A 26,022-nucleotide genomic window follows, 5' to 3' on the forward strand; every position below is an offset into this window, starting at 1 on the left:
AGTTCATAAAAAAGGGCCGGTTGTCCCAGCCCCTTAAAGCTTTTCTATTTTAACTTAAAAATATTGGTTTAGGCATACGCCTTATTGCGTAGAGCACTGATGCGATCGTCCAGCGGTGGGTGGCTGGAGAAAAACTTCTGAATCATATCCGTGGCATGCCCTTTGTTGATGCCAAAAGCCGTCAGGCTGTCGGGCATCTCATTGGGAATATTCTGTTCAGCTTTCAGTCTTTCCAGGGCGCTGATCATGGCTCCTGAACCGGCCAGGCGAGCACCGGCATCGTCGGCACGAAACTCGCGGAAGCGGCTGAACCACATCACGATGCCCGAGGCCAGAATACCCAGTACGATTTCGGCAAAAATAGTGGTGACAAAGAAAGCAATACCATGGCTACCTTCATTCTTGAAAATCACCTTGTCGACGGTGTGCCCGATGATGCGGGCAAAGAACATGACGAAGGTGTTGACCACCCCCTGAACCAGAGCCAGGGTGATCATGTCGCCATTGGCAACGTGACCGATTTCATGGGCCAGAACGGCACGTACTTCATCCTTGCTCATGCGTTGTAGAAGACCTGCGGACACAGCAACCAGGGCATTGTTGCGATTCCAGCCGGTGGCAAAGGCATTGGATTGTTGGGCAGGGAAGATGCCCACTTCCGGCATACCTATGCCTGCCTTCTTGGACAGCTCTTCCACAGTTTGCAACAACCATTGTTCCTGCTGATTGCGTGGCTGGGTGATGAGTTCAGTGCGGGTGCCTTTTTTGGCCAACCACTTGGAAAGCAGCAGGGAGACAAAAGAGCCTGCCATGCCAAAGACAAAACAGAAGATCAGCAAGCTGGTTAAATTCAAGCCGCCGCTTTGATCCAGATAGCTGCCCACGCCCAGAAGATTCAGGACGATACTGGCAACAACAATGACTGCCAGGTTGGTCAGAAGAAACAAACCGATTCGCATCATGGTGCAAAACTCCTAGAAATTGATAAACCTTGAATTAGATGGGTGTTCAGGGATCAAGTTTCAAGCCTACTGACGATAACGCGACAAAAAGCGCTCAATCCGGCCTATGGCATCTTCAAGCTGGTCCACCCGAGGCAGAGTGACCAGGCGGAAGTGATCCGGCTGTCCCCAGTTGAAGGCAGTGCCCTGAACCACCAGGAGTTTTTCCTGCTGCAAAAGATCCAGGGCAAATTTTTCATCATCCTGGATATTGAAGACCTTGGGGTCGAGCCGTGGAAACATATACAGAGCACCCTTGGGCTTGACGCAGGTTACGCCCGGAATCTGGGTAATCAGCTCATAGGCACGATCACGCTGGGCCAGCAAACGACCACCCGGAAGGATGAAATCATTAATACTTTGATAGCCGCCCAAAGCCGTCTGAACGGCATGCTGGGCAGGCACATTGGCACACAGGCGCATTGAAGCCAGCATGTTCAGGCCTTCATTGAAATCCTGAGCCAGGTGTTTGGCACCGGAAAGAATCAGCCATCCGGAACGGAAACCTGCCACCCGATAGCTTTTTGAGAGGCCATTGAAGGTACAGAAAAGCAGATCATCGGCCAGGCTGGCCAGGGAAATATGCTCGGTGCCATCGTAGAGAATCTTGTCGTAGATTTCATCGGCAAAAATCACCAACTGGTGCTCACGAGCGACTTCAATAACCTGTTCCAGTAATTCTTTGCTGTAAACCACGCCGGTTGGATTGTTGGGGTTGATAAGGACGATTCCACGCGTGCGATCGGTGATTTTTTTCTTGATATCATCAATATCCGGATACCAGTCACTTTGTTCATCACACACATAGTGAACGGCCTTGCCACCCGCCAGGCGTGCAGCCGCAGTCCACAGAGGGTAATCCGGAGCCGGAATCAAGACTTCATCGTTGTCATTGAGCAGAGCTTGCATGGCCATGACGATCAGTTCACTGACCCCGTTGCCCAGGTAGATGTCTTCGATTTCCACATTGGCAATCTGTTTGCGCTGGCATTCCTGCATCACAGCTTTACGTGCCGAGTAAAGCCCCTTGGAATCGCAATAGCCCTGCGCCGTGGATAGGTTGCGCATGACATCCTGAAGGATCTCATCCGGCGCTTCAAAACCAAAGGGGGCCGGGTTGCCGATATTAAGCTTGAGAACGCGGTGACCTTCTTCTTCCAGGCGTTTGGCCTCCTGAAGAACAGGCCCGCGAATGTCATAACAGACGTGGTGAAGTTTGTTGGATTTGCGAATCGGTTGCATGCCAGGAGTTCCGTAACAAAAAAATGCCAGTAGGGGCGAGGCGAAAGATTACCAAGCCCACAGGTTTTTGTCTGCCTTGTGCAGCAAAAAAAACTGGCATCAAAGAGTTAATCAGCGGTGGGAGAGGTCTTGCTCATCCAGTGGCAAGTCAGCATCAATATAACGGTTGCGCCCTTGATGCTTGGCCATGTAGAGGCGAGAGTCAACTCTTTGCAGAGCATCTTCCAGACTTTCATCATTTCTGATCTGGGTGATGCCGATGCTGGTGGTAAAGGTGACCTTTTCACCGTCATGGGCGAGAACAAAAGCCTGTTCACACTGCTTGCGAATGCGTTCAGCAACATCCAGGGAATCCTGTTTGGGTGTGCCGGGCAAGGCGGCCATGAATTCCTCGCCACCATAACGTGCCACCAGATCATTCTTGCGCAGTTCGGAACGCAGTATTTGGGCAAAAACCTGCAGTGCCTGATCACCCACGGAGTGGCCATAGGTATCATTCACTTTTTTGAAGCGATCCAGGTCAAACATCAGGAGTGTGATGGGGCTGGGTGTTTCCTTGTCCTTGACCAGTTCATCACGCTGTCTGCAGAGTTCCTCCAGTTGTTTCATGAGGATGCCGCGGTTGAGAAGCCCGGTCAGGCTATCCATACTGGCCTGGCGGTAAAGGCGCAATAGGGCGCTGACCTGGGAATGGTTAGCCCAGAGGGAGATGGCCAGAAGAGTGCCCAGCAGCCAGAGATCCTGCCAGCCATAAGCCGTACTGAGTTGTCCGGTGATGGACAGGGCCAGCAGCTGGATAGTGAAAATCATCAGGCCGATGCCAAAACTTTCCACCAGTGTCAGAGGAAAAACGCTCAGGAAGGCGATTAACAGCAGTGGAATGAAGCTGTAGCCCACCAGGGAAGACAGCTGGTCACCGAACATCACCACCAGATAACCATAAAAAATTGCCGGGGCTAACAGTAATACAGCCAGAGCGTTGCGCAGGCGGTTGAGCTTATTTTGATTCTTCCAGGCGGTATAGAGAACACCCAGCAGTGTCACCATCAAGCCCAGGCGACCCAGGGCAACTTCGCCCAGAAGTTCGACCGGCAACAGCAGATAATCAACCAGCAGCCAGAGCGGGGCCAGCAGGGTAAAAACCAGGCCCACAACCAATAAACGCGTGCGCAGGTATTCGCTGCGGGCGTAGTTGAAATCACGCGAGTGGTAACGGTTGTTGAGCGTGTCGCGCAGGCTGGCTGGCATCCACTGGGGTTCCCAGGGGTTTTTCCATCTTATCGCCAGTTGGTGACGTCTGCGCTCACTGGTGTCCACGAGTGTTACTCCTGCTTGTCAGATATGTAGGTGTACTTTTGGTTAAGGATAAAGCTCTTGAGTTGTTTTTGCACAACTATTTGTTGCTGAACTTATTCTTGTGTTTCTGCTGCCTCTTCCGGCAGGGGGATGTCGTCCGGTTTTTCCAGAGTCATACGGCCCAGATGACCACCGCGCAAATCATGCAAGAGCACCTCACAGGCGCGGTGGTAATCAATAATGCCGCCGGGTCTCAAGCCACCCCGCTTGCGGGCAATGGCTTCCAGAAGCTGCTCGGCATTGCCGGGTTCTTCTTTGAGCCGATAACGTGTTATCAGCATTTGTGGGTAGCGCTCAAGCAGGGCCTCGGCAGCCCAGTAGCCGACTTCTTCATAATCCATGGCGGTATCACGAACAGCGCCCGAGGCTGCCAGACGATAAACGCTGTCCGGGTTTTCAATTCTTGGCCAGAGGACGCCAGGGGTATCAATGATCTGCAGCCGGTCACCGATCTGGATTTTCTGCTGGCGACGGGTTACGGCAGGCTCATTACCCACCTTGGCCATTTTTTTACCGGCCAGGCTGTTGATCAGGGTGGACTTGCCCACATTGGGAATCCCCATGACCAAGGCCTTGACCGAGCGGCTTTCACGAACCTGGGAAGCCAATTGCTGGCAGGTTTTGGCGATGGGGGCCAGGGTTTTCAGATCCGTGGTAATGATGGGCAGGGCACGAATGTGAGCCTGCTGCTCAAAAAAATGAATCCACTGGGCTGTCAGTTCCGGATCAGCCAGATCGCTTTTGGAAAGCAGCTTGAGGGTTGGCTTGTGCTCAGCCAGCTTGCCCAGCACCGGGTTGGCACTGGAAAAGGGCAGGCGGGCATCCAGCATTTCAATAACAACATCAATTTCCGGCAGGGCTTTTTTGATTTCCTTGCGGGCCTTGTGCATGTGGCCCGGATACCAGTTAATCGTCATAAACCTGCTTCTTCTTCCAGCTTTCCTCTTCTTCCATCATCTCATCAACACTTTCCGCCAGTTCGTTGTCGGTACTTTCGGACTCCAGTGCGATCCGCTCCTCCAAATCCTGAATGGTCTTGCGGCATTCCAGAAGGGTCTGGTTATGCACACCGCTGGGATTGTTGCGATTCAGTTCACTCATGATCCGCTTGTAATGAACCACTGCTATCCTCAGGTTGCCTTCTGCTTCGGCTTTACGAGCCGATGCTCTGAAGACTTCGACCATGGTTTGCGTAAAGCCCTGCTTGACTTCGTTGAGGTAGGTCTGGGCAATACGGTGGGCAATCTTTTTATCCTGGTAGAGGCTGACGATGACCTTGTTGAGTTGTTTCAGGTTGCGGCGCACACCATTAGCAACCTGGATGTCCGTCACTGGTTCTTCTTTGGCCTGGTTGCTGCTGCGGATTTCATCCAGCTTGTTTTGTGCCGCTTCCATCTCGGGCTTGAGCTTGGACTCTTTGGCACCCAACTCTTTTTGCTCATGCAGCAAGTCCAGCCACTGGCTGGCAATGAAGACCCGCAAGTCCTGTGAGAGGTAATGCGGAGGCAGCTCGTCCAGCAATATTTGCATCTGACGACCGCGGTCAGCCAAGGTGCGAATGCGCCGCTGCATTTCGATTTTCTTTTTTTCATTTTGCTGGTGGGCAAATACAAACAGCATCAGTCCCAGCGCGACGATAAAAATACCCACCAGAACAATCACTATAACCATGCTTCAGCTCCTGCTAGGGATCCTTACTGAATACCCCTGTTGACCCTTAAAGGAGTTAGTATCTAACAAAGCCTGGGCCACTGACAATAAAAGACTGATAAAGAAGTGAGATTTACCTGAGTTCAACCACTTAAGTTGCAATCAAGTGTTGACAGCTTTTGAAAGCCTCATTAAGATACGCGCCATCCTGAACGGAGCAGCTAACACGTCCCATTCGTCTAGTGGTCCAGGACACCGCCCTTTCACGGCGGTAACAGGGGTTCGAACCCCCTATGGGACGCCAAGCGGGAATAGCTCAGTGGTAGAGCACAACCTTGCCAAGGTTGGGGTCGCGAGTTCGAATCTCGTTTCCCGCTCCAGATTTCAAGAACCAGCCCTCGGGCTGGTTTTTTTCGTTATAGCTTAAAAACAGACGCTTAGCTTTCATAAGCTGCTTCTTTCGCACCTTATTCAGTTTCTTTGCGTCCAGAATATCCGATAACAAGCGTGTTACAGACCTGGGCTTTAAGGATTTTTGATGCCTTGGAAGACCTGACAAAGGTAGCCGAAATTTAGATTCAGAGCAGTGCCTCCCAATCGTCCACGCCAACCGGATCAGTAGGGTTTTTAAACTCCAAAACACTGCCACGCAATTTCTCAAGTGGTGAGCGGTGATCTCGATTGTGTTGTGTATTTTCTATTGGTTGTCTGTTGCGAACGTACGAAGTGCTATGAATTGAAAAAAGTTCATCCAGGCAATTGGCGGTAAGAATGTTCGCTACCCAGTGGTCAAGCTGAGCAGCATCCGCTTCATTCAGTTTGGCTTCTACCCAGTCAGGGTATTCACCGAACTTCAAGGTAATCAACTTGAGTAGAGCCTGAGCTTCGCCTTTGACCAGGCCCTCTTCATAGCCTTCTTCACGACCTTGAGTTAAATAACGCTCTGTGAATCCAGCCATGACTTGCCCCTCCTCTGAGTGACGCTGTTTCTGCTCAAGCATTCAAGAGGAAAATAGCTCATCAATACTGCTGGCGGTCAGAATGCCAGCTACCCAGCGATCGAGTTGAGCGGCGTCCGCATCATTGAGTTTCGCCTCAACCCATTCAGGATGATCGCCAAACTTGAGTTTAATGAGCTTCAGTAGGGTCTGTGCCTCACCTTTTATTTCACCTCTGACTTCGCCTTCTAATCTATAGCGTTCTGCGAATCCAGCCATGACTTGTTTCTCCTCTGGGTAACGAGCCTGAAGAAAAACCTCTTTCCAGCCAGCTTTTCCTACCAACAGCTCGTTTTCTGTTTTTCATTTTTGAGTTGCCGGTTTTGGTCGGCAACCCTTACTTTATTCTGTGTTTCTGGCCTTTTCAGCCTTTTGCTTCTGTAAGCCAGTGTTTATGCGGCTTGCAGCGCCTCTTTTCGGGGCTGGCTTGGCCCTGGCTCTGCTGCTTTATTGAACCAGCTTGCCATAGTGGGCGAGCTTTTCAATGTTGTGGATCAGACAATAGAGCTGCCATTGGCCTTGTACCTTGGCTTTGCTTCTCAGGCTGAAGCGATTCAGTCCTTTATTGGTACCGATGTTGCCGAACACAGGTTCAACAACCGACATCCGGTGGCTGTAAATTTGCTTGCCCTTGGGACTATCCACACGGTGTTTCATCCAGTCGGTGTAGCTGGGTGGCCGTTTGTCATTGAGTGGAAAGCTGACTTGGCGTCCGGCTCCATTTCTGTGATCGGCTGAAGCTGGATTCTTCATGCACTGGTGTTTTTTCTTGCAGTTCCGGCACTGCAGCAATCGGCCTTCAAAATAAGCAGTAGGAACCCCTTGATCATTATCTCGGGTGCCTCGGTGGCTGATCTGGTTTCCAGCAGGACAGATGCAGGTCAGGTTAATGGGGTCGAACTGGAACTCACTGGCTGGGATGAGTTGTTTGGCCCTGGGTTTGCCGGGTGTCTGATGGCGTTTGCCGTGTTTGTCTTTCTGGTGAGCAAATTTGGGGTCACGGCTGCGGAACTGGTTATCTGGGATGTAGGCGTTAATTTCATTCTCGTGCAAGTATTTACTCGTCTCCTCCTGAGACTCGCCCTACGGGCCAGCTAAAGCTGTTCAAATTTGCTCCCGACAAATTTGTCATGTTGGCTTCGTTGGCGAAGCCGGTATCGGCAGTGACAACAATCTGATCTTTATAAAGGTTGTCATGGATGCCCAGTCGTTGGTAACGATCCTGGATGGTTTCCAGAACCGGTTGCAGGGTGTGGTGTTCCTGCCCTTCACCGAAGGCTTGGGCATCAATGATAATTTGGTGTTTCTTGTCGACGGAAGCCACGCCGTTATAGCCCTGAATGGTGCCTTTGCTGATGGGTGACCTACATGGATGTAGGAAATGCCGGTTTTGCAGGAAGCATACACCGGCCATCTTGGCAGACTGGTTATCGGTGATGTTGCTTTTGACTTCCTTGCCTCTTTTACTCTGCCCCTTCCTTGGGGTATTCGTCTTTAGGAAGCGATCAACCTTTTCAGCGGCTTCATTCAGAGTCAGGATGGTTTGGGCCTTGCGGATGTCCTGATCCAATTCTTCCTCACTTTCCCAGGTGTCACGCTCCTGATGCTCATTTAAGTGGTGACGGATCAGGCGTTTGAGTTTCTGGCGTTTTTGCTCCAGCTCTTTAAAGGTGCCCGACCTTCCTTTGAAGCATTGGAGCGCATTTTACAGCCATCAATGGCAAAGAGTTCATGGCCTAAAAGGCCTTGCTGATCACAGACCAGAAGAACTTGTTCAAAGAGGTCTTCAATGGCCTGGGGCTGGCTGCTGACAAAATGGGCGATGGTCGTAAAGTGAGGAACGGTATCGCAGGACAGGGCTTTGAAGATGATGTTGGTGTTGCAGCACCACTGGATTTCCCGGCTGGACGTTATGCCTTTGGAATAGGCAAACAGGATGATCTTTAGAAGAATGGCTGGATCGTAAGCCGGACGGCCTTCTGAGTCATTTTTGTAAGGCTGGTGGAAAGCAGAAAGATCGAGCTTTTCAGAAATCAGGTAATGCAGTGCATGCTCAAAAGTACCCGGCTGCAGCTGATCCTGATAATTGATGACCACCATCGCAGTCTGGTTGTAGTCGTAGTGTTTGAACTTGGGCATGAGAAAGGGCCGGTTGCTCAGGGATGCTTCATTTCAGCATAGCCAGGGAGGTTTTTCTACAGCCTGAACGCTGTTCATATTCATTGATTTCATTTTCATCCAAGTGGCTGTAAATATCCACCCAGTCGGCGTACTTGGCTTGCTTGCCAGGGTCTGTCTCTAAAGTGATGAGACCCTGAATGGCGTGGTGAAACACCTCCAGCTTCTGGTCATCAGGGTAGCTCATCAGCGGAAGGTTCATATGGGCGATGATGTTGGTACTTTGATAGTAGTCAGTCGCATCCAGTTCCTTCAGGGCACACTTAATGTAGTGGAAGTCCAGGTAGGTGTGCCGGTCACCCCCTAATTTTAGCTGCACCGGGGCATTGGGAGCCGGGCTGGTGAAGATGGTCACTGGAACCACGCGATCTGTCTGGTAGAGCTCCGTGATATCCAGGCAATACTTAATCAGGCGCCGGATCGAGAAACGGCTGCTCTGGGTTTCTTCTTCGATCACAAACAGTAAGGCCTCACGGTCACCGTTGGGCCACTCAAGCAGAATCGGAGTGTCCAGTGCTCGAAAGCTATCCCCCAACTGCTCTTTGAGCTGCTCCTGACGAATGGGAAGAATTTTGGGTTTTCGATCCAGCGCCTGAGCTTCTTCAGAAGCGTAAAAACGAATCGCCTCCTCTGGGTAGTCGAGGATCTGATTTTGAAGCTCTGGTCGTGGGAAATAAGGTTTGCCATGACTCCTCAACATATCTTCGAGCAATGCTGTGATAGGAAGCAATATCAATTGATGTCATCAGTTTATCGCAGCAGCTATTTTATAAGGGACCAAATTTCTCCACATCATCCCCCCCGGAATGGGTCGATATAACCAGGATGTGCTCTAATGGCGTTAAGGTGACTCTGGACTGGACGACAACACTGTTACCCAGCCTACGGAATAAGAGCAATGGACTGGCAGCATAAAAAAAGCCCCGAGTTCGGGGCTTTTTTGTGACTGGGAAGAAATCACTCAGGGTAGAAAGCTTCTTCGTCCAGGGTCATGAGTACCTCGGCACCAGCTAGAACCTGTTGTTCCAGTGACAGGGTGCGAGGCAGGATGCGTTTCAGGTAGTGGTTGCTGACCTGAATTTTGGCGGCATAGAAGCCGGAAGAGTCACCATCAACCTTGTCCTGAGCCACCTTGGCCATGCGTGCCCACATATAGCCATAGGCAACCACGCCAAAGAGGTTGAGGTAATCCACGGCTGCCGCACCAATTTCTTCAGGGTTTTCAGAAGCTGCTTTGATGACGGCTTCGGTCACGCTTTCCAGGCGTTTGAGTTCGGTTTCCAGAGTGGTTACCCAGGGTTGCATGGTGTCCTGACCGGAGCATTCAGCCAGAAATTCACGTACGTCCTTGGCAAAGATGGCCAGGAATTCGCCCTTGTTGGAGAACACCTTGCGACCCATCAGGTCCATGGCCTGGATGCCGTTGGTGCCTTCATAGATCTGGGCGATGCGGGCATCACGAACATACTGTTCAGCACCCCATTCGGAGCAATAGCCACTGCCGCCATAAATCTGCTGGGCTTCCACGGTGGCATCAAAACCTCGGTCGGTGATGAAGGCCTTGGCAATTGGAGTCAGCAGGGCGACCAGATCAGCAGCATGCTTGCGCGTGGTGTCATCTGCATGGTATTTGCTGATATCCAGCTGCATGCCCACGTAGCTGGCAAAAGCGCGGCTGGCTTCGTTGAAGGCACGTACATTCAGGGCCATACGGCGTACATCAGGATGAACCAGAATGGGGTCAGCGGCCTTGTCCGGGTTTTTAGGGCCGGTGGGAGCACGTGACTGGAGGCGCTCTTTGGCAAAATCCATGGCGCTCTGGTAGGCCACTTCGCCCAAACCCAGACCCTGAATACCAATCGAAAGGCGTTCATAGTTCATCATGGTGAACATGGCGGCCAGGCCTTTGTGCGGCTCACCAATCATGATGCCATCTGAACCGTCAAAGTTGATCACACAGGTAGCAGAACCCTTGATGCCCATCTTGTGCTCAATGCTGCCGCAGTTGACGTTATTGGCTTCGCCCAGACTGTTGTCTTCATTGATCTTGATTTTGGGCACCAGGAACAGGGAAATGCCGCGCGTGCCCTTGGGAGCATCGGGCAGTTTGGCCAGCACCAGGTGAATGATGTTGTCCGCCAGGTCATGTTCACCGCCGGTGATCCAGATCTTGTTACCGGAAATGGTATAGGTGCCATCATCTTTGGGTTCGGCTTTAGTGCGAATCAGACCCAGGTCGGTACCGGCATGAGGCTCGGTCAGACACATGGTGCCGATCCAGCTGCCTTCATACATGGTGGGCAGGTATTTTTCCTTGATTTCCTCACTGGCGTGGGAATCCAACAGCAGGGTGGCACCGTTGTTCAGGGCCGGATAAAGAGTAAAAGAGGCATTGGCGGCATAGAGCATTTCTTCAAAGAGCACAGTCAGCATCTTGGGCATGCCCTGACCGCCATGTTCCGGGTTGCCACCCAGACCCATCCAGCCACCTTCAGACAGTGCCTTATAGGCTTCTTTAAAGCCTTTGGGTGTGAAGACCTGGCCGTTTTCAAAGCGGCAGCCTTCTTCATCACCGGAAAGGTTTAAAGGGAAAAGTTCGTTTTCGGTGAGTTTGGCGCCTTCTTCGAGAATGGCTTCAGCCAGATCCGGTGTGACTTCCTGGGTGGCTTCCATGGAAGCCCAAAGCTTGTCGGCTTCAAAGACTTCGTTCAATACGAACTGCATATCACGCAGGGGAGCCTTATATTTTGCCATTGAGTTACCTCTGTCCTGGGGGTTCAAGTTAAATCATTGATACAGCAAGCTTACCCGCTTTGCTGCATAGCACAAGAAATCTTTGTGACCTGTAGGTCTCAGGTTAGCAGTTAAACACAATCACGTTAAGAAAATATGGCTATTAGCCGAATTCTATAAAAAAGGGCGGCACTTGGCCGCCCAAAACTTCCTCTTACCCTAAAGAGACTCTTTACACCTCAAAAGTCAGGCCAAAAGCGGCTTCATCCATAGCCAGGAGGCTGTCAGCACCGGCTGTCATGGCAGCCGCATGAGCGCGTGTGCGAGGCAGCAGACGTGCATAGTAGAAACGTGCTGTGTCCAGTTTGGCTTGGTAATAAGCCTGTTCGTCGGTGCCTTCGGCCAGTTTTTTCTGAGCAATTTCAGCCATCTGCGCCCAGAAGTAGCCCAGCACGATATAACCGGCATACATAGTGTAATCCACGGCAGCGGCACCGACTTCATCACGGTTTTGCATGGCTGACATGCCGATTTTCATGGTCAGGTCGCCCCACTCCTTGTTGAGTTCGGAAAGCGGTTTGGTGAATTCATGCATGCCTTCTTCCTTGCTGACGGTCTGGCAGTACTTGTGAATCTGTTTGGTGAATTTCTTCAGGGTTTCACCCTGGTTCATCAGCACTTTGCGACCCAGCAGATCCAGTGCCTGGATGCCGGTTGTGCCTTCATAGAGGCGAGTGATACGGGCATCACGCACGAACTGTTCCATGCCCCATTCCTGGATAAAGCCATGGCCACCGAATACCTGCAGGCCTTCATTGGTGGCTTCAAAACCAACTTCAGTCAGGAAGGCTTTAACGATGGGGGTCAGAAGCCCGAGAATTTCATCGGCTTCTTTGCTGTCTTCTTCGTTGGCATGCTCAACCTTGTCGACCAGCTGCGCGGTGAAGAGAATCAGGGCACGTCCGCCTTCACTGAAAGCTTTTTGGGTGAGCAGCATGCGGCGCACATCGGGATGCACAATAATGGGGTCAGCTGCTTTTTCAGGCTCTTTGGCACCGGACAGGGCACGCATTTGTAAACGGTCGCGGGCATAGGCCAGTGAGTTCTGGTAGGAAGCTTCAATCAGACCCTGACCCTGGATGCCAACACCAATCCGTGCGGCATTCATCATGGTGAACATGGCTGCCAAACCTTTGTTGGGCTGACCGACCATCCAGCCGCTGGCATCATCAAAGTTCATGACGCAGGTGGAGTTGCCGTGAATGCCCATCTTGTGTTCCAGAGAGCCGCAGGTGACACCATTGCGCTCACCGGCCTCACCTTCGGCATCCGGCAGGAATTTGGGTACGACGAACAGGGAGATACCCTTGCTGCCCGCAGGCGCATCCGGCAGTTTAGCCAGCACCAGATGAACAATATTTTCCGCCATTTCATGGTCGCCAGCCGAGATGAAGATCTTGGTGCCACTGACCTTGAAGCTGCCGTCATCCTGAGGCAGCGCCTTGGTCTTGATCAGCCCCAGATCCGTACCACAATGGGGTTCGGTCAAACACATGGTGCCCGTCCAGCTGCCTTCAATCAGTTTGGTCAGGTAGGTTTGCTTGAGTTCATCCGTACCATGATGCTCCAGTGCACTCATGGCACCGTGCGACAGGCCGGGGTACATACCCCAGGCCAGGTTGGAGGAGCAAATCATTTCATTGAGTACCATGCCCAGCGAGTGAGGCAGGCCCTGGCCGCCGTATTCGGGGTTCTGAGCCATGGAAGGCCAGCCGCCTTCCACATACTGTTGATAAGCTTCAGTAAAGCCTTCGGGTACACGAACCTTGCCATCTTCCAGTTTGCAGCCCTGCTGGTCACCGATTTGGTTAAGCGGGGTCAGAACATTTTCTGCAAACTTGGCCCCTTCTTCGAGAATGGCATCCACCACTTCAACGGCTTCTTCACCATCAGGCAGGGATTTGTAGTGCTCTTCGTAGCCGAGCAGCTCATTCATGACAAAACGGATATCACGCAGGGGGGCTTTATAAGTAGGCATAGTCTTGTACTCCGTACCACTGTTTTTGTTGGTGTGCGAACACTTGTTCAAACGTATGTTTGAAACTTAAGCCAAACCAGAGAGAGTGTCAAGAAAACTTACACGACTTTTTTGCGGGCGGTTTAAGCCACGAGGCTAATTTGCGCACCTTTATCGTAAGGCAGACGATTGGTGGCTGCCAGATCCAGGGTTTGTTGAATGGCTTGGGAAAAACTGCTGGGTGCTTCATTGCCCAGTAAAGGCTTGCTCATGGCAACGGCAATTGCAAAAGGGCGGCGGACACCAAAACTGAAAGTGTAGGGCAGTTCAGGACGTTCACTGGCGTCTTTGCTGTCCTGGGTGTTTTTTTGCGGCCTGGATGCAGCAAGCTGGGGTTCTTTAAAGCTGGGACTGGTTAACTCCAGTGTAAAATCCGGTGTGTTGTCCGTCTGCTGCTGGGCAGCTGTGACATCTTCTTCATCACTGGTATTGCTGCTGGCTGAAAAGGTTTCATCCGCCAGGGGTTTCAGGCCGGATTCCTGCTCAGCAGGTTGCTTTTTTTCCTGAATACGCAGATGGGTTTCTTGTTTGTCGGCTGCATCCTGCTTAGCAAGCTTGTTGGCCGTTAAGGGTTTGGCCGTATCAGCCGCCTGCCCGGGCTTGTGTTTGGCCCAGGAGCCGGATGAGTTGTCTACAGAAGGTAAAACCATAATAAGTGCCTGCTGTTCAGGAGAGGGTGTTCTTTAACACTATAGACACATTTTTCTACGCGGTAATGGGCAGGTCAAGGTTATATTGCTTTTACCCGAAAATGTTTGGCGTATAATTGAGCTGTTTTGCCAGTATTCAGTAAATTTCAGGGATTAACATGACTTTTTCAGCAGTTTTTAACTTTTTTCGGTTGGGCAGCCTTTTGTTGATCCTGTTACCGCTTGCCGCCTGTCAGTCCACTGGCCAAACTTCCAGTCATGTTGCCGTAGGCAGTGTGAAGGGGCCGGATGGTCGCGAACACCAACAGGCCAGGCCGCAGTCGCTTGAACCCAGCTCCAGGCCGGTTCGTCAGCCCAAACCGGCACCCCCACCTGCTGAGGCCAAAACCCAGGTGCAGATTCTGCCTGCCAACCCTGAGCAGGGTGTGCCTCTGGGAGACGATACCGAAGTGGAGGTCACTTCCTTAAGGCTTGCTCCAAGCGCTCGTGCTGAAGAGGATGAAGTTGAAGAAGAACCTGTGGAAGAGTTGCCCGCACCGGTCAGTGAAACCACCTGGCTGGATCGCTATCCCAACCTTGCTCAGGATATGCAAGATTATCAGGAAGTGATTGAACGCCTGGAAAATGAAGTTAAAAAGTATCGTGAACAGCTGGCGTCCCTGCGTGAACAGGTCGAGCAGCAGTGGGGCCAGGAAAGTCTGGAGGCTACATCGGCTCACCAGTTCGTCAAGTACACGGACTCTTACCAGAGTCGGGGTGCCATGGATTTTGATGATGGCAAGATCCTTGTGGAAACTGTGGACCAGTCCAATCCAAGGGAGCATTTGCGTGAAGCCATAGTAACAACACTCATGACGCCCTATGATTCCGAAAATCCTGAAATCTATACTGACAAAGCCATCAGCTACTCAGGTCCGTCACTTCTGGCGGGTCAGGTCAGGGACCATGACGGCGTTGTGGTGCGCTGGGAATGGCGTGCCAAGCGTTATGCCGACTATCTGGTTGAGAATGAAATTCAGCAGGTGGAGAAGGGCGGTAGAACCGTTTATCAGGTGGAAATTCCGCTGGTCGCCAACCATAACCAGGTGCGGGGTCAGAAATATGAGCATCTGGTACGGGATGCCGGTCAACGCTACCAGATTGATGAAGCCCTCCTTTATGCCCTGATGGAAACGGAAAGCCATTTTAACCCTTATGCCATGAGCCACATTCCTGCCTATGGTCTGATGCAGGTGGTGCCTGCGACAGCCGGGCGTGATGTGTATCAGCGCATCAGGCAACGCAGTGACCAGCCGGATCAGAATACCCTGTTCAAGCCAGCAGAAAATATCGACATAGGGGCCGCCTATATCTCCATCCTGCGGGATGTCTATCTGAAAGGGGTGCGACACCCCGAAGCCAGGGAGTACGCCATTATCTCAGCCTACAATGGCGGTGCCGGAAATGTTCTGCGTACCTTCCATAAAGATCGAAGCCAGGCCGTTGAGGTCATAAACAGGCTGTCTCCGCAGCAGGTTTATGATCGCCTGCATCGCCAGCATCCACGTGCTGAAGCCCGAGGCTACATCAAAAAGGTCACCGAGGCGTTGGGGCGTTACCGTTCCCTGGCCTCGGCTCAGTAGGCGTCATTCACTCAGTTTGGTTTTGAAGTTGTTCTTCAATACGTGCTCGATTGGCCTCACGGGAAGCATTCTGGGCGGCTATCAACTGGGAGGCCTCTTCAAGCTCCAGAGTGTAGACCTGGCTGGTGCTGAAAGTGACTTCTGTACAGGAAGTACCGCTGGAAGTGCAAAGCTGACTGAGACTGTCGGTTAAATTGGCATGGATTTCTTCAGCAGTGAACACATCACCGGTCAGGCTGGGACAGCGCAGGCTCTGGCTGGTAAAATGCAAGCTGCCCTGCTCAAGGCTGAGGTGGGCTGTCATAACGCAATTGCTCAATTGTTTTTCAGAGGAACTGGAAACCTGGGCAGGATCGACTGCAAACCAGACGTTTTCCTTGCTTTGACCTTCCTGCAGGCGAACCTGGTCAACACTGCTGACCTCCAGGCGACTGCCGGATGTCAGACTGATGCTTTCCTGAGCCATTAAGGGCAAAGAAAAACCTACCAGGGCAAGACTTACTATCAATTTTTTCATAATGCTCTTAATCCAGATGAATGAGTGGACACTGATGAAGTATATCAGAGTGCAGAGGTGGGTTATTGGCGTCAGTTTGACGCATTATAGTTTCTTGCTGCCTCTTGGAAAACTCATAAGCCTCTCTGATAATAAAACCCAGTAAAAAGGTCGGGAAAGTGGTGGTTTTTGACTAAGAAAAAGTATACATTTCTTATACACGAAAACGCCCTAACCTAACCGATTCCCATGACCCAAAATGTTGATCCTGAAATGATTCACGAAAATCTGACTCCCCTCTACCGGGATATTTTAAGCAATCTGGGTGAAGACCCGGATCGAGAAGGCCTTGTCGATACCCCCAAGCGAGCTGCCAAGGCCATGGAGTTTCTAACCCGTGGCTATCGTCAGACCCTGGATGAGCTGGTGAACGGTGCAGTGTTTTCTTCCGATACCGATGAGCTGGTTATCATCAAGGATGTAGAGTTGTATTCGCTTTGCGAACACCACCTTTTACCTTTTATTGGCAAGTGCCATATTGGCTATCTACCCAAGGGCAAGGTGTTGGGTCTTTCCAAGTTTGCACGCATTGTGGACATGTATTCCCGTCGCTTGCAGATTCAGGAGTTGCTCACCAAGCAGATTGCTGAAGCCGTTCAGGAAGTCACCGGAGCTGCTGGTGTGGGCGTGATCATCGAAGCCCGTCACATGTGCATGATGATGCGCGGTGTTGAAAAACAGAACTCTTCAATGCGTACGTCGGTGATGCTGGGCCAGTTGCGAGCCTCTCAGAATACACGCCAGGAATTCTTGAAGCTGCTGGATTATTGAACTTCTGCTTAAGGACTTGGACTCATGCCACACAACGACCCCTATTCGCTGGCAACCATTCGAATCAAGAATTTACGGCTGCGTACCTTTATTGGCATCAAGGAGGATGAAATCCAAAACCGTCAGGATGTCGTCGTCAATGCCGTGATTCGATATGCCGCCAATCGTGCGGTGCAATTCAACCGGATTGAGGAAGCCCTGAATTACCGTACCATCACCAAAAAGCTGATCAGCCATGTTGAGGAAGGTCGTTTTGCATTGCTGGAAAGGCTGACCAAGGAGTTGCTGGAAATCATCATGGAGCAAGAGCAGGTTCTGGCTGCCGAGGTCGAGGTGGACAAACCCCATGCCCTGAGATTTTCAGATTCCGTTTCTGTTACTCTGGGTGCCAAACGTGAAGTGAGTGAGAAACAAACGCAATGAATGAAACACCCCGCATGAATCATAATCTGGCGATCGTGGCTATTCTTCTGGCTTTTGCAGGCACTATTTTCCCCTGGCTGCTGTTGCCTGCTGTCATTGTGGCCGGTTTTGCCTATCGGGCTATCCGGCGTGAACCTGAGCGTTATTCCGGGTTGCTTTTTGTTATGGCAACCTGGGCTTTGAGTTTGGTGGTGGGATTGCTCTATCTGATTCTGTATTTGAGCCGTTAACCCTACAAAAAATAAACACTCTTTACCGCTTTTGGCTCGTCCAGTCTCTTTGATTGCGGTAAACTGCACCCAAAGCACAATGAACAGGAGAAGTACACAATGCGTAAATTATTGGTAATAACCGGTCTGGCCCTGACACCTCTGATGGCAGCTCAAGCCCAGGCAGCACTTAACCTGACGGCCAAAGCCAACTACTGGGATGCCAGCCCTTCCGGCTATATCCAGGATGGTTCCAACTTGCCCGAACTAAATTTGAAAGACGAACTGGGTTTATCCAGCGAAGGTCAGACCAACCTGTCGTTGCAGTTTGATCATTTCGTACCGCTGATTCCCAATCTGCGCCTGACCCAGACCAGCATGGATTTTTCTGGCTCTAATACTCTATCTCAGAATATTGAATATCAAGGAGAAACTTACTCCGCCAGTGAGAACATCCAAACTAATATTGATCTTAGCCATACCGACTTTACCGCCTACTACCGTTTTCTGGATGGCCTGACCTCTTTGATTCCTCTGGTTTCACTGCGTCTGGAAGTGGGCCTGACCGCACGAGTCTTTGATGGACAATTTGAGATTGATAGCCCTTCAACTGATAAAGCTTCACTTGATTTGAGTGTTCCTCTGCCCATGGGCTATCTGGGAGGTCGTGTCAGCCTGCCCATGGGACTTTCAGTCGGTGCCCAGGTCAATACCATCAGTTATGATGGCAGTGGTGTGACGGATTACCAGGCTGACGTCAGCTATGAATACCGCGGACTGCCTCTGGTTACACCGGGCGTGACGGCTGGTTACCGTGAGTTCAGCATGACTCTGGATGATCTGGACGATGCTTACGGTGATCTGACAATTAATGGCCCCTACTTCGGTGCTTATCTAAAAGCTGGCTTCTAACAGTCCGTTGTAGCAAGACTTCAAAGCCCCGACTTATTCAGGTCGGGGTTTTTTTATGGTTATTTCCATAGTTTTTGTCTATTGATTTGAAAAAGAATAATGACTGGATGAATTAATGATAAGCGTTATCATTAAAGATAACTGGAAAACAAGAGGAGCCGGTCATGTTGAAAACTCTAACCTTTGGTATCACCCACTTTTGTGTTGCCTTTGTCGTGGTTTGGTTATTGACGGGCGACTTGCTGGTGAGCAGCCTGGTTGCCATGGTGGAGCCAGCCGTCAATACGGTGGCTTACTACTTCCATGAGAAAGCGTGGGAGAAGGTGAAGGAAAAGAAACAGGCGAAAGAAAGGAAATCAAGATCAGGCCAGTGGGTGGCTGCTTAACAGCCACCCGGCATGAAGAAATTAATGACGGAAGTGGCGCATACCGGTGAAGACCATGGCAATGCTGGCTTCGTTGGCTGCCTGAATCACTTCTTCGTCACGCATGGAGCCTCCGGGCTGGATGACAGCGGTTATTCCCGCAGCGGCAGCTGCATCAATTCCATCCCGAAAGGGAAAGAAGGCGTCTGATGCCATGACTGAGCCTGGAACTTCCAGGTTTTCATCGGCTGCCTTGATACCGGCAATTTTTGCAGAATACACCCGGCTCATCTGGCCTGCACCCACACCAATGGTCATGCCGTCTTTGGCATAAACGATGGCATTGGATTTGACAAACTTGGCCACCTTCCAGGCAAAGGCCAGGTCTTTCAGTTCCTGTTCGGTTGGAGTGCGTTCAGTCACCACTTTCAGGTCATCACGACCCACAACACCCAGATCCTTGTCCTGAACCAGAAGGCCCCCGGTGACCCGTTTGAAATCCAGAGCCAGTTGATGATCACCCGGCCAATGCTCGCTGGCATCCAGAAGGCGCAGGTTCTTTTTGGTGGCAATGATTTCCTGGGCCGCCTTGTCGATTCCTGGAGCAATAATGACTTCGGCAAACTGGCGATCGACAATTGTCCGCGCAGTCAGGGCATCCAGAGGGCGGTTGAAGGCCAGGATGCCACCAAAAGCACTGGTGGGGTCGGTTTTGAAAGCCAGGTCGTAAGCAGACTTGAGGTCTTTAGCGATTGCAACCCCGCAAGGGTTGGCGTGCTTGACGATCACACAGGCCGGTTCGTTAAAGGCTTTCACGCACTCAAAAGCAGCATCGGTATCGGCAACATTGTTGTAGGAAAGCTCTTTGCCCTGCAGCACTTTGGCCGTTGCCACACTGGCTTCGTTGGCCCGGGCTTCAACATAAAAGGCGGCTTTCTGGTGAGGATTTTCACCGTAGCGCATATCCTGACGCTTGATAAACTGGCTGTTGAAGGTGCGCGGGAAATCTTCATTGCCACCTTCAGCCAGACGGCCCAGATAGTTGGCAATGGCACTGTCGTAGGCTGCCGTGTGTTCGTAGGCCTTTACCGCCAGATTGAAGCGGGTCTTCTGGCTGACGCCGCCCTGATAGGTATCCATTTCATCCAGAACCTGTTGATAGTCACCGGTGTTGACCAGAATGGTGGTGAAGGCATGGTTCTTGGCACAGGAGCGCACCATGGCCGGGCCACCGATATCGATGTTCTCAATCGCCATTTCCAGAGTGCAGTCATCCTTGGCAATGGTTTGCTGGAAGGGGTAAAGATTCACGACCACCAGATCAATGGCATCAATCTGGTGTTCAGCCATGACCTCATCATCCTGACCGCGGCGACCCAGAATGCCACCATGAATTTTCGGGTGCAGGGTTTTTACCCGACCTGCCATCATTTCAGGAAAGCCGGTGTGTTCGGAGACTTCCTTGACAGGCAGGTTGTTGTCTTTGATGAGTTTGTAGGTGCCACCCGTGGAAAGGAGTTCGACACCACGATCGACCAGGCCTTTGGCCAGTTCGACAATACCGGATTTGTCAGAAACGCTGATGAGGGCGCGACGGATGGGTAGGGGATTAGCCATAAGCCAGTTTTAGCTCCTAAGACAGCTTAAATAAGGTCGTACTGTTTGAGTTTTTTGCGCAGAGTGCCACGGTTCAGGCCCAGCAGGTTGGAGGCCTGTGTCTGGTTGTTATCGGTATAGCGCATGACGGCTTCCAGCAAGGGAGCCTCAACTTCGGTCAACACCAGATCGTAGAGGTTGTTAACCGGCTGTCCTTCCAACTGGGCAAAATAGTTGTCCAGAGCGCGGTTAACACTTTCCCTCAAGGGACGCTCATGCTCAAAGGTGGGTAATGTGGTTTTCGTTTTTTCAGTCACTTGGCATCAATTCTGGTTCAGGGTTTAGGCCGAGTTGGCAAAAGGTTGTGTTAATGGCTGAAGAATCTCAGCTAAAAGTTCTTGTTGCTGGTCTGGTGTTTCCAACAGGTTGAAGCTTTTTCGCCACTGGCTCAGTTCAGCCTGTTGCAGATACCAGCCAAAATGTTTTCTGGCAATACGCACGCCCATATACTCACCGTAGGTGGCGTAGAGTCCGGTCAGATGTTCTGCAATCAGTTGGTACAAACTGGCCGCATCCGGGTCAGGTTGTTTGATGCCGTCTTCCAGCCAGGCCTTGATCTGGCTGAAAATCCACGGGCGGCCCTGGGCTGCCCGACCGATCATGACGGCTGCAGCATCCGTATTCTGAAAAACCCAGGCTGCTTTTTCAGGAGAGTCGATGTCTCCATTGGCAATCACCGGAATGCTGATTGTCTGGCAAACTTCGGCCAGAGTGGCGTATTCCGCTTCACCACGAAAGCGGTCTTCGCGGGTTCTGCCATGCAGGGTCAGGGCCTGTATCCCCGACTCTTCAGCCAGCTTGCCGATTGTAACAGCATTTTTGTATTTTGCTGACCATCCTGTACGGATTTTTAATGTAACCGGCACGTCTACGGCCTTGACCACAGCATCCAGAATATCGGCAACCAGTTTCTCATCTTTCAGCAGGGCCGAGCCAGCTGCCTTGCGGCAGACTTTTTTCGCCGGGCAGCCCATATTGATATCAATGATCTGGGCTCCCAGGTCAACATTGGCCCGAGCCGCTTCAGCAAGCATCTGCGGATCGCCTCCGGCAATCTGTATCATCCGTGGCTCCTGTTCACCCTCATGGGGTAAACGCAGGCGGGATTTGCGGGTATGCCAGAGCGACTGATCGGCAGTGACCATTTCTGCAACGGCTAACCCTGCCCCCATTTTACGGCACAGGGAGCGAAAAGGGGCGTCAGTGATACCGGCCATCGGGGCCAGTACCAGAGGCGTATCTATGCTGTAGGGGCCTATTTTAAACACGCTGAATGACCTAGGGTGTTAAAGGGATAACGCGGGCATGCTGCACATAGGTGGAAGGACGCTCCACTTCGACGAGCAACATTTGACTCTTGCCAGCTTCAAGTTGTTGATTTTCAGTCTGGATGTCGTTGGCCGCCACTTTTTGGGTAGCAATGACCTGGCGACTCAGGTTGAGCAGGTCGACCTGCAGATCCGGCATAGCCAAGGTTTCCTGGCTCTGATTGCTGAGCTGAAAGTGGATTTCCATCATCCTGGGGCTGGTGGAGGGCGAAATGCTGACTTCATCTACCTGGAAATGCTCTGGGGTTGGTGGTGACCAGAGTAACCAGGCTCCTAGAGCGGCAAAGCTGGCAACCAGAACCACTACAAGGGCGATCAGGTATTTTCTATAGCCCTGGGACTTCTGCTTTTGTCGGGTTTGTTTCCGGGGTTGAGGATCACGGCTTTCAGTCACCAGTTCTTCATCCAGCAAATCCGTACTGGCTTCGTCCGGTTCTTCTGCTTCGGGGATTTCTGCGGGGAACTGCTCTTCAGGTTCTTCAGCTCCGTCAGGATCGGACAAGGCTGTTTCCAGTTCTGCCTCAAAGGCCAGCATCTCTTCATCCAGCCACTCTTCCCCGTCATCCTCTTCGTCTGCATCCTGTTGATGATAGTGGTCATGCAAGGTGGGGATGGGGTCTTTTTCTGCAGATGCCTGTGAATCCGGCTCTTGCGCTTCTTCAGTGGTTGCATCGGGAGGATCAATGCGGTGAAAGTTGGCATTGAAGATTTTCATGCATTCACCGCAACGCACAGCACCAAAAGCCAGCTCCAGCTCTTCGTCGCTTACTTCAAAAGCGCTGCCGCAATGCGGACAGCGGGCAAGATGTACGTTTTTTTTCTGTGACATGCCAGATGATCCGTAAAGGCTTAGGTAGATGTCTTACGCTGGCCGGTGATTCTTACCCAGTCATCTTTTTGTTGGAAGGGTTCGAGATCAAACCAGGGCCGATAGGCTTGAGCGACCTCCTCAGCCTGATGCGCCAGAATACCGGATAAGGCCATCTTTCCGCCAGGTTTGACTTTTTGAGCCAGGCTGGAAGCAAGATCAATCAGAGGGCCAGCCAGGATATTGGCGACCAGGACATCAACCTGGAGTTTTGGACAAGCGTCGGGATAATAAACCGGAAAAGCTTCGGCAGCCAGACCATTGCGTTCTGCATTCTGGCTGCTGGCTTGCAGGGCCTGGGGATCAATATCCACCCCCCAAGCCTGGCTGGCGCCAAGTAGCAGCCCGGCGATTCCCAGAATACCGGAGCCACAACCAAAGTCCAGCAGGGTTTGACCTTCCAGTTTCTGAGCATCCAGCCAGCCCAGGCAAAGAGCCGTGGTTGGGTGAGTGCCGGTGCCAAAAGCCAGTCCGGGGTCCAGCAGCAGATTCACGGCATCCGGCTCAGGCGGCTGATGCCAACTGGGTACAACCCAGAGGCGCTGCCCCATTTGCAGTGGTGAAAAGCTGTCCATCCATTCCCTGATCCAGTCCTTTTCTTCCAGAATTTCCAATTGCAGCCTGGGAACCGGTAAGCCGGGAAAGACTTCCTCCCAGCGCGTTTGAATGCGGCTCTGCATGGCATGAGCATCCTGCTGGCCATCATAAAGGCCGCTTATGCAGGTGGCTTGCCAGAGAGGGGTGGTGCCGCGAATGGGCTCAAAAACCGGATTGTCTTCGGCGTCGGTCAGGGTAATGGCACAGGCACCAGCTTCCAGCAGCCAGTCCTCCAGGGTTTCAGCCTGCTCGGGGCTGACCAGGGTTTTAATTTGCAGCCAGGACATCGAAGTGCTTCCTGAAAGGGGTGAGGGCGAAGGGTGTAGACTTGTGGCCATCCCTGGCCGAGGTGTCGAGATGTAAAGCCTTGCCTAGAGGCTGAGCTTTTTCTCCAGGTAGTGAATATTGACACCACCCTCCTGAAAGTGGGTATCCCGAACCAGATCCTTGTGAAGTTCGGTATTGGTTTTGATGCCTTCAACCAGCAGTTCATCCAGAGCACCGCGCATGCGGGTCAGAGCTGCTTCACGGTCAACACCCCAGGTAATCAGTTTGCCGACCAGAGAGTCATAGTGAGGCGGAACCGAATAGCCACTGTAAATGTGGGAATCCATGCGCACACCAAGACCGCCCGGAGCATGAAACATGGTGATTTTTCCGGGTGAAGGCATAAAGGTGCGTGGATCTTCAGCATTGATGCGACATTCAAAGGAATGCCCCATGACCTGAATGTTTTCCTGGCGAAGACGCAAAGGTTCACCTGAAGCGATCATCAGCTGTTCCTTGACAATATCCACGCCGGTTACCATTTCCGTCACCGGATGTTCAACCTGCACACGGGTGTTCATTTCAATGAAATAGAAGCGTCCATCTTCATAGAGAAATTCAAACGTACCCGCGCCGCGGTAATTGATGGTGTTGCAGGCATCCACACAGGCCTTGAGAACCAGACGGCGAGCTTCTTCATCCAGATGGGGGGCCGGTGCCTCTTCAATGACTTTCTGATGGCGGCGCTGCAAAGAACAGTCACGATCATAAAGATGCACGGCATTGCCCTGACCATCGGCCAGTACCTGAACTTCGACGTGGCGCGGGTTTTCCAGGAATTTTTCCATGTAAACAGTGCTGTCACCAAAGGCGGAACCGGCTTCATTTTTGGTGACGTGCACGGCATTGATCAGGGAGCCTTCGGAATGCACCACACGCATACCACGACCACCACCACCGGCGGCCGCCTTGATGATCACCGGCAGGCCGATACGGCGGGCTGTGGCCAGAATGGCATCGGGGTCGTCAGGCAGAGGTCCGTCTGAACCGGGCACGGTGGGAACGCCGGCTTTTTTCATGGCAGCAATGGCAGAAACCTTGTCACCCATCAGGCGAATGGTTTCTGCTTTGGGTCCGATAAAGACAAAACCCGAGCGTTCAACCTGTTCAGCAAAGTCTGCATTTTCAGCCAGAAAGCCATAGCCGGGATGAATGGCTGTGGCATCGGTCACTTCACAGGCTGCGATCAGCGCAGGAATGTTCAAATAGGATTGGGCAGAAGGTGCCGGGCCAATACACACGGCTTCATCAGCCAGACGCACATGCATCAGGTCGCGATCGGCTTTGGAGTGTACGGCAACCGTTTTAATGCCCAACTCACGGCAGGCACGTAATATCCGCAGGGCGATTTCACCGCGGTTGGCGATTACAACTTTTTCAAGCATTCTTGTCCCTCATGGCGATGCCCAGGCACCGCAGCGTTAAATGGATGGCCCAGAAGTAAAGAGGGGTTAGACCAATACCACCAGGGGCTGGTCAAATTCAACCGGCTGACCGTCTTCCAGCAGAATGGCTTCAACAACACCATCCTTGTCCGCTTCAATCTGGTTCATCATTTTCATGGCTTCAACAATGCAGATGGTGTCGCCTTTTTTAACCGCACTGCCGACTTCAACAAAGGCATTGGCACCCGGGGCCGGTGAACGATAAAAAGTACCGACCATGGGTGATTTGACCTGATGGCCGGAGGCAACAGCTGGCTGGCTTTCGGTAGCTGCTTCTGGTGTCGGGGCGGCCGGAGCGGCAATCGGTGCAGGCTGGGCATAATTTTGATAAACCGGCTGGGCTGCAGCACCTGTTGGATGACGGCTGATGCGCACGGCTTCTTCGCCTTCCTGAATTTCGATTTCGCTGATGTTGGATTCTTCCAGCAGTTCAATCAGTTTTTTTACTTTACGGATATCCATAAGAGTTTCCCAGTTATCAAGGTTGTAAGGAGTTGGTTTTAGCCAGCTGAACTCGTTGCTTGCAATTGTTGGTGAGCAGCGAGCAGGGCCAGCTGATAGCCCTGTGTGCCCAGGCCGCAAATAACGCCCTGAGCCAAATCAGAAAAATAGGAGTGTTTACGGAAAGGTTCCCGCGCATGAACATTGGACAGATGAATTTCAATAAATGGCAGAGCCACACCGGCCAGGGCATCACGCAGAGCCACACTGGTATGGGTGAAAGCCGCCGGGTTGATCAGGATGTAGTGGGTTCCATCCTTGAAGGCCTGGTGGATTTTTTCAATTAACTGGTGTTCAGCATTGCTTTGATAGCAGTCCAGTTGGTGACCCAGGCGACCCGCTTCAGAGATCAGCTCATCGTGCAGTGTATCCAACCGGGTGGACCCATAGATGTGTGGCTCACGTTGGCCGAGAAGGTTTAGGTTCGGCCCTTGTAACAATAAAATTCGTGCCATGGAAAAGAATCATCACCCGTTGAACGTTAGTAAGCGAAATGCCATGAAAACATGAAAAAATGCAGCGAAAAGTGAACCAGAGGACTAAAAAGCCCTGTTTTC

29 protein-coding genes and 2 tRNA genes are annotated in these 26,022 nt (G+C 51.8%); 8 read left to right on the forward strand and 23 right to left on the reverse strand.

What is annotated here, in order from left to right; all coding sequences use genetic code 11:
* Positions 1 to 68: 68 nt before the first annotated feature.
* The 5 genes from htpX to LG323_RS00535 form a co-directional block, all read right to left on the reverse strand.
* Positions 69 to 962 (reverse strand): protease HtpX, encoded by an 894-nt coding sequence (gene htpX / locus LG323_RS00515; protein ID WP_310696859.1) that lies wholly within the window; start codon positions 960 to 962, stop codon positions 69 to 71.
* Positions 963 to 1,028: 66 nt separating this feature from the next.
* On the reverse strand, positions 1,029 to 2,243 hold the full coding sequence (locus LG323_RS00520; protein ID WP_310696858.1) for a pyridoxal phosphate-dependent aminotransferase: 1,215 nt from the start codon (positions 2,241 to 2,243) through the stop codon (positions 1,029 to 1,031).
* A gap of 111 nt (positions 2,244 to 2,354) precedes the next feature.
* Complete coding sequence (locus LG323_RS00525; RefSeq protein WP_404418113.1) at positions 2,355 to 3,560, reverse strand: diguanylate cyclase; 1,206 nt, start codon at positions 3,558 to 3,560, stop codon at positions 2,355 to 2,357.
* 92 nt (positions 3,561 to 3,652) lie between these two features.
* A complete protein-coding gene (ylqF, locus tag LG323_RS00530) occupies positions 3,653 to 4,516 on the reverse strand; it encodes a ribosome biogenesis GTPase YlqF (RefSeq protein WP_404418115.1) in 864 nt (287 codons plus the stop codon).
* The gene (locus LG323_RS00535; protein ID WP_404418117.1) at positions 4,506 to 5,270 is read right to left on the reverse strand and encodes a hypothetical protein; all 765 of its coding nucleotides are present in this window, start codon (positions 5,268 to 5,270) and stop codon (positions 4,506 to 4,508) included. The genes ylqF and LG323_RS00535 overlap by 11 nt, the downstream gene beginning before the upstream one ends.
* 207 nt (positions 5,271 to 5,477) lie before the next feature.
* Between LG323_RS00535 and LG323_RS00540 the strand changes: the two genes are divergently transcribed.
* Positions 5,478 to 5,553 (forward strand) — tRNA-Glu (locus tag LG323_RS00540).
* Between the two features lies 1 nt (position 5,554).
* Positions 5,555 to 5,629, forward strand: a tRNA-Gly gene (locus tag LG323_RS00545).
* Between the two features lie 198 nt (positions 5,630 to 5,827).
* Here the strand turns inward: LG323_RS00545 and LG323_RS00550 are convergent.
* The 9 genes from LG323_RS00550 to LG323_RS00590 form a co-directional block, all read right to left on the reverse strand.
* Entirely contained in the window at positions 5,828 to 6,208 is a 381-nt protein-coding gene (locus LG323_RS00550) for a hypothetical protein (RefSeq protein ID WP_404418119.1), read from the reverse strand.
* Between the two features lie 42 nt (positions 6,209 to 6,250).
* On the reverse strand, positions 6,251 to 6,466 hold the full coding sequence (locus LG323_RS00555) for a hypothetical protein (protein WP_404418120.1): 216 nt from the start codon (positions 6,464 to 6,466) through the stop codon (positions 6,251 to 6,253).
* A 228-nt stretch (positions 6,467 to 6,694) separates the two neighbouring features.
* Positions 6,695 to 7,300, reverse strand: a complete 606-nt coding sequence (locus LG323_RS00560) for a transposase (protein WP_404418122.1) — start codon at positions 7,298 to 7,300, stop codon at positions 6,695 to 6,697.
* A 4-nt stretch (positions 7,301 to 7,304) separates the two neighbouring features.
* Complete coding sequence (locus LG323_RS00565) at positions 7,305 to 7,817, reverse strand: hypothetical protein (protein WP_404418124.1); 513 nt, start codon at positions 7,815 to 7,817, stop codon at positions 7,305 to 7,307.
* A 56-nt stretch (positions 7,818 to 7,873) separates the two neighbouring features.
* Positions 7,874 to 8,386: a transposase gene (locus LG323_RS00570; RefSeq protein WP_404418126.1), complete on the reverse strand. Its 513-nt coding sequence runs from the start codon at positions 8,384 to 8,386 to the stop codon at positions 7,874 to 7,876.
* A 28-nt stretch (positions 8,387 to 8,414) separates the two neighbouring features.
* On the reverse strand, positions 8,415 to 9,125 hold the full coding sequence (locus LG323_RS00575) for a hypothetical protein (RefSeq protein ID WP_404418128.1): 711 nt from the start codon (positions 9,123 to 9,125) through the stop codon (positions 8,415 to 8,417).
* Between the two features lie 257 nt (positions 9,126 to 9,382).
* Positions 9,383 to 11,179, reverse strand: a complete 1,797-nt coding sequence (locus tag LG323_RS00580) for an acyl-CoA dehydrogenase C-terminal domain-containing protein (RefSeq protein WP_404418130.1) — start codon at positions 11,177 to 11,179, stop codon at positions 9,383 to 9,385.
* Between the two features lie 211 nt (positions 11,180 to 11,390).
* Positions 11,391 to 13,196: an acyl-CoA dehydrogenase C-terminal domain-containing protein gene (locus LG323_RS00585; RefSeq protein WP_404418132.1), complete on the reverse strand. Its 1,806-nt coding sequence runs from the start codon at positions 13,194 to 13,196 to the stop codon at positions 11,391 to 11,393.
* 122 nt (positions 13,197 to 13,318) lie between these two features.
* Entirely contained in the window at positions 13,319 to 13,885 is a 567-nt protein-coding gene (locus LG323_RS00590; RefSeq protein WP_404418134.1) for a hypothetical protein, read from the reverse strand.
* Positions 13,886 to 14,043: 158 nt separating this feature from the next.
* Between LG323_RS00590 and LG323_RS00595 the strand changes: the two genes are divergently transcribed.
* Positions 14,044 to 15,507, forward strand: coding sequence for a murein transglycosylase domain-containing protein (locus LG323_RS00595; protein WP_404418136.1), 1,464 nt, complete (start codon positions 14,044 to 14,046; stop codon positions 15,505 to 15,507).
* 7 nt (positions 15,508 to 15,514) lie between these two features.
* Here the strand turns inward: LG323_RS00595 and LG323_RS00600 are convergent, their stop codons facing one another.
* The gene (locus tag LG323_RS00600) at positions 15,515 to 16,024 is read right to left on the reverse strand and encodes a hypothetical protein (protein WP_310695876.1); all 510 of its coding nucleotides are present in this window, start codon (positions 16,022 to 16,024) and stop codon (positions 15,515 to 15,517) included.
* Positions 16,025 to 16,252: 228 nt separating this feature from the next.
* On the opposite strand from LG323_RS00600, the gene folE reads away from it, so the two are divergent.
* The 5 genes from folE (at position 16,253) to LG323_RS00625 (ending at position 18,764) form a co-directional block, all read left to right on the forward strand.
* Complete coding sequence (folE, locus tag LG323_RS00605; protein WP_310695875.1) at positions 16,253 to 16,834, forward strand: GTP cyclohydrolase I FolE; 582 nt, start codon at positions 16,253 to 16,255, stop codon at positions 16,832 to 16,834.
* A gap of 24 nt (positions 16,835 to 16,858) precedes the next feature.
* On the forward strand, positions 16,859 to 17,257 hold the full coding sequence (folX, locus tag LG323_RS00610) for a dihydroneopterin triphosphate 2'-epimerase (RefSeq protein WP_310695874.1): 399 nt from the start codon (positions 16,859 to 16,861) through the stop codon (positions 17,255 to 17,257).
* The gene (locus LG323_RS00615; protein ID WP_404418138.1) at positions 17,254 to 17,487 is read left to right on the forward strand and encodes a hypothetical protein; all 234 of its coding nucleotides are present in this window, start codon (positions 17,254 to 17,256) and stop codon (positions 17,485 to 17,487) included. Before folX ends, LG323_RS00615 begins: the two co-directional genes overlap by 4 nt.
* 99 nt (positions 17,488 to 17,586) lie before the next feature.
* Positions 17,587 to 18,378 carry a TIGR04219 family outer membrane beta-barrel protein gene (locus LG323_RS00620; RefSeq protein ID WP_404418140.1) on the forward strand — a complete coding sequence of 264 codons (792 nt, stop codon included), beginning with the start codon at positions 17,587 to 17,589 and terminating at the stop codon, positions 18,376 to 18,378.
* 164 nt (positions 18,379 to 18,542) lie between these two features.
* Positions 18,543 to 18,764: a DUF2061 domain-containing protein gene (locus LG323_RS00625; protein ID WP_404418142.1), complete on the forward strand. Its 222-nt coding sequence runs from the start codon at positions 18,543 to 18,545 to the stop codon at positions 18,762 to 18,764.
* A gap of 21 nt (positions 18,765 to 18,785) precedes the next feature.
* Here LG323_RS00625 and purH read toward each other — a convergent pair whose 3' ends face one another.
* The 8 genes from purH to aroQ all read right to left on the reverse strand — a co-directional run bounded on the left by purH (position 18,786) and on the right by aroQ (position 25,920).
* Complete coding sequence (purH, locus tag LG323_RS00630; RefSeq protein WP_404418144.1) at positions 18,786 to 20,360, reverse strand: bifunctional phosphoribosylaminoimidazolecarboxamide formyltransferase/IMP cyclohydrolase; 1,575 nt, start codon at positions 20,358 to 20,360, stop codon at positions 18,786 to 18,788.
* Positions 20,361 to 20,386: 26 nt separating this feature from the next.
* Positions 20,387 to 20,656, reverse strand: a complete 270-nt coding sequence (fis, locus tag LG323_RS00635; RefSeq protein WP_310695869.1) for a DNA-binding transcriptional regulator Fis — start codon at positions 20,654 to 20,656, stop codon at positions 20,387 to 20,389.
* Between the two features lie 24 nt (positions 20,657 to 20,680).
* Positions 20,681 to 21,616: a tRNA dihydrouridine synthase DusB gene (gene dusB / locus LG323_RS00640; RefSeq protein ID WP_404420147.1), complete on the reverse strand. Its 936-nt coding sequence runs from the start codon at positions 21,614 to 21,616 to the stop codon at positions 20,681 to 20,683.
* Positions 21,617 to 21,677: 61 nt separating this feature from the next.
* The gene (locus LG323_RS00645; protein ID WP_404418146.1) at positions 21,678 to 22,556 is read right to left on the reverse strand and encodes a DUF3426 domain-containing protein; all 879 of its coding nucleotides are present in this window, start codon (positions 22,554 to 22,556) and stop codon (positions 21,678 to 21,680) included.
* Positions 22,557 to 22,576: 20 nt separating this feature from the next.
* Positions 22,577 to 23,479: a 50S ribosomal protein L11 methyltransferase gene (gene prmA, locus LG323_RS00650; RefSeq protein ID WP_404418148.1), complete on the reverse strand. Its 903-nt coding sequence runs from the start codon at positions 23,477 to 23,479 to the stop codon at positions 22,577 to 22,579.
* A gap of 84 nt (positions 23,480 to 23,563) precedes the next feature.
* Complete coding sequence (accC, locus tag LG323_RS00655; RefSeq protein ID WP_404418150.1) at positions 23,564 to 24,904, reverse strand: acetyl-CoA carboxylase biotin carboxylase subunit; 1,341 nt, start codon at positions 24,902 to 24,904, stop codon at positions 23,564 to 23,566.
* Positions 24,905 to 24,970: 66 nt separating this feature from the next.
* Positions 24,971 to 25,426, reverse strand: coding sequence for an acetyl-CoA carboxylase biotin carboxyl carrier protein (gene accB, locus LG323_RS00660; RefSeq protein WP_404418152.1), 456 nt, complete (start codon positions 25,424 to 25,426; stop codon positions 24,971 to 24,973).
* Positions 25,427 to 25,464: 38 nt separating this feature from the next.
* Positions 25,465 to 25,920, reverse strand: coding sequence for a type II 3-dehydroquinate dehydratase (gene aroQ, locus LG323_RS00665; RefSeq protein ID WP_310695863.1), 456 nt, complete (start codon positions 25,918 to 25,920; stop codon positions 25,465 to 25,467).
* Between the last annotated feature and the right edge of the window lie 102 nt (positions 25,921 to 26,022).

The organism is Marinospirillum sp. (genome assembly GCF_044810985.1).
Taxonomy (GTDB): domain Bacteria; phylum Pseudomonadota; class Gammaproteobacteria; order Pseudomonadales; family Halomonadaceae; genus Marinospirillum.

Coding starts and splice junctions, on each gene's coding strand:
- ylqF (WP_404418115.1), bottom strand. CDS start 4,516: ATGACGATTAACTGGTATCCGGGCCACATGCACAAGGCCCGCAAGGAA.
- dusB (WP_404420147.1), bottom strand. CDS start 21,616: ATGGCCGGTATCACTGACGCCCCTTTTCGCTCCCTGTGCCGTAAAATG.
- LG323_RS00585 (WP_404418132.1), bottom strand. CDS start 13,196: ATGCCTACTTATAAAGCCCCCCTGCGTGATATCCGTTTTGTCATGAAT.
- folE (WP_310695875.1), top strand. CDS start 16,253: ATGACCCAAAATGTTGATCCTGAAATGATTCACGAAAATCTGACTCCC.
- LG323_RS00580 (WP_404418130.1), bottom strand. CDS start 11,179: ATGGCAAAATATAAGGCTCCCCTGCGTGATATGCAGTTCGTATTGAAC.
- LG323_RS00535 (WP_404418117.1), bottom strand. CDS start 5,270: ATGGTTATAGTGATTGTTCTGGTGGGTATTTTTATCGTCGCGCTGGGA.
- LG323_RS00520 (WP_310696858.1), bottom strand. CDS start 2,243: ATGCAACCGATTCGCAAATCCAACAAACTTCACCACGTCTGTTATGAC.
- LG323_RS00590 (WP_404418134.1), bottom strand. CDS start 13,885: ATGGTTTTACCTTCTGTAGACAACTCATCCGGCTCCTGGGCCAAACAC.
- purH (WP_404418144.1), bottom strand. CDS start 20,360: ATGGCTAATCCCCTACCCATCCGTCGCGCCCTCATCAGCGTTTCTGAC.
- LG323_RS00575 (WP_404418128.1), bottom strand. CDS start 9,125: ATGTTGAGGAGTCATGGCAAACCTTATTTCCCACGACCAGAGCTTCAA.
- prmA (WP_404418148.1), bottom strand. CDS start 23,479: ATGTCCTGGCTGCAAATTAAAACCCTGGTCAGCCCCGAGCAGGCTGAA.
- folX (WP_310695874.1), top strand. CDS start 16,859: ATGCCACACAACGACCCCTATTCGCTGGCAACCATTCGAATCAAGAAT.
- LG323_RS00555 (WP_404418120.1), bottom strand. CDS start 6,466: ATGGCTGGATTCGCAGAACGCTATAGATTAGAAGGCGAAGTCAGAGGT.
- accB (WP_404418152.1), bottom strand. CDS start 25,426: ATGGATATCCGTAAAGTAAAAAAACTGATTGAACTGCTGGAAGAATCC.
- LG323_RS00625 (WP_404418142.1), top strand. CDS start 18,543: ATGTTGAAAACTCTAACCTTTGGTATCACCCACTTTTGTGTTGCCTTT.
- LG323_RS00615 (WP_404418138.1), top strand. CDS start 17,254: ATGAATGAAACACCCCGCATGAATCATAATCTGGCGATCGTGGCTATT.
- LG323_RS00550 (WP_404418119.1), bottom strand. CDS start 6,208: ATGGCTGGATTCACAGAGCGTTATTTAACTCAAGGTCGTGAAGAAGGC.
- LG323_RS00645 (WP_404418146.1), bottom strand. CDS start 22,556: ATGTCACAGAAAAAAAACGTACATCTTGCCCGCTGTCCGCATTGCGGC.
- accC (WP_404418150.1), bottom strand. CDS start 24,904: ATGCTTGAAAAAGTTGTAATCGCCAACCGCGGTGAAATCGCCCTGCGG.
- aroQ (WP_310695863.1), bottom strand. CDS start 25,920: ATGGCACGAATTTTATTGTTACAAGGGCCGAACCTAAACCTTCTCGGC.
- LG323_RS00595 (WP_404418136.1), top strand. CDS start 14,044: ATGACTTTTTCAGCAGTTTTTAACTTTTTTCGGTTGGGCAGCCTTTTG.
- LG323_RS00570 (WP_404418126.1), bottom strand. CDS start 8,386: ATGCCCAAGTTCAAACACTACGACTACAACCAGACTGCGATGGTGGTC.
- LG323_RS00600 (WP_310695876.1), bottom strand. CDS start 16,024: ATGAAAAAATTGATAGTAAGTCTTGCCCTGGTAGGTTTTTCTTTGCCC.
- htpX (WP_310696859.1), bottom strand. CDS start 962: ATGATGCGAATCGGTTTGTTTCTTCTGACCAACCTGGCAGTCATTGTT.
- LG323_RS00620 (WP_404418140.1), top strand. CDS start 17,587: ATGCGTAAATTATTGGTAATAACCGGTCTGGCCCTGACACCTCTGATG.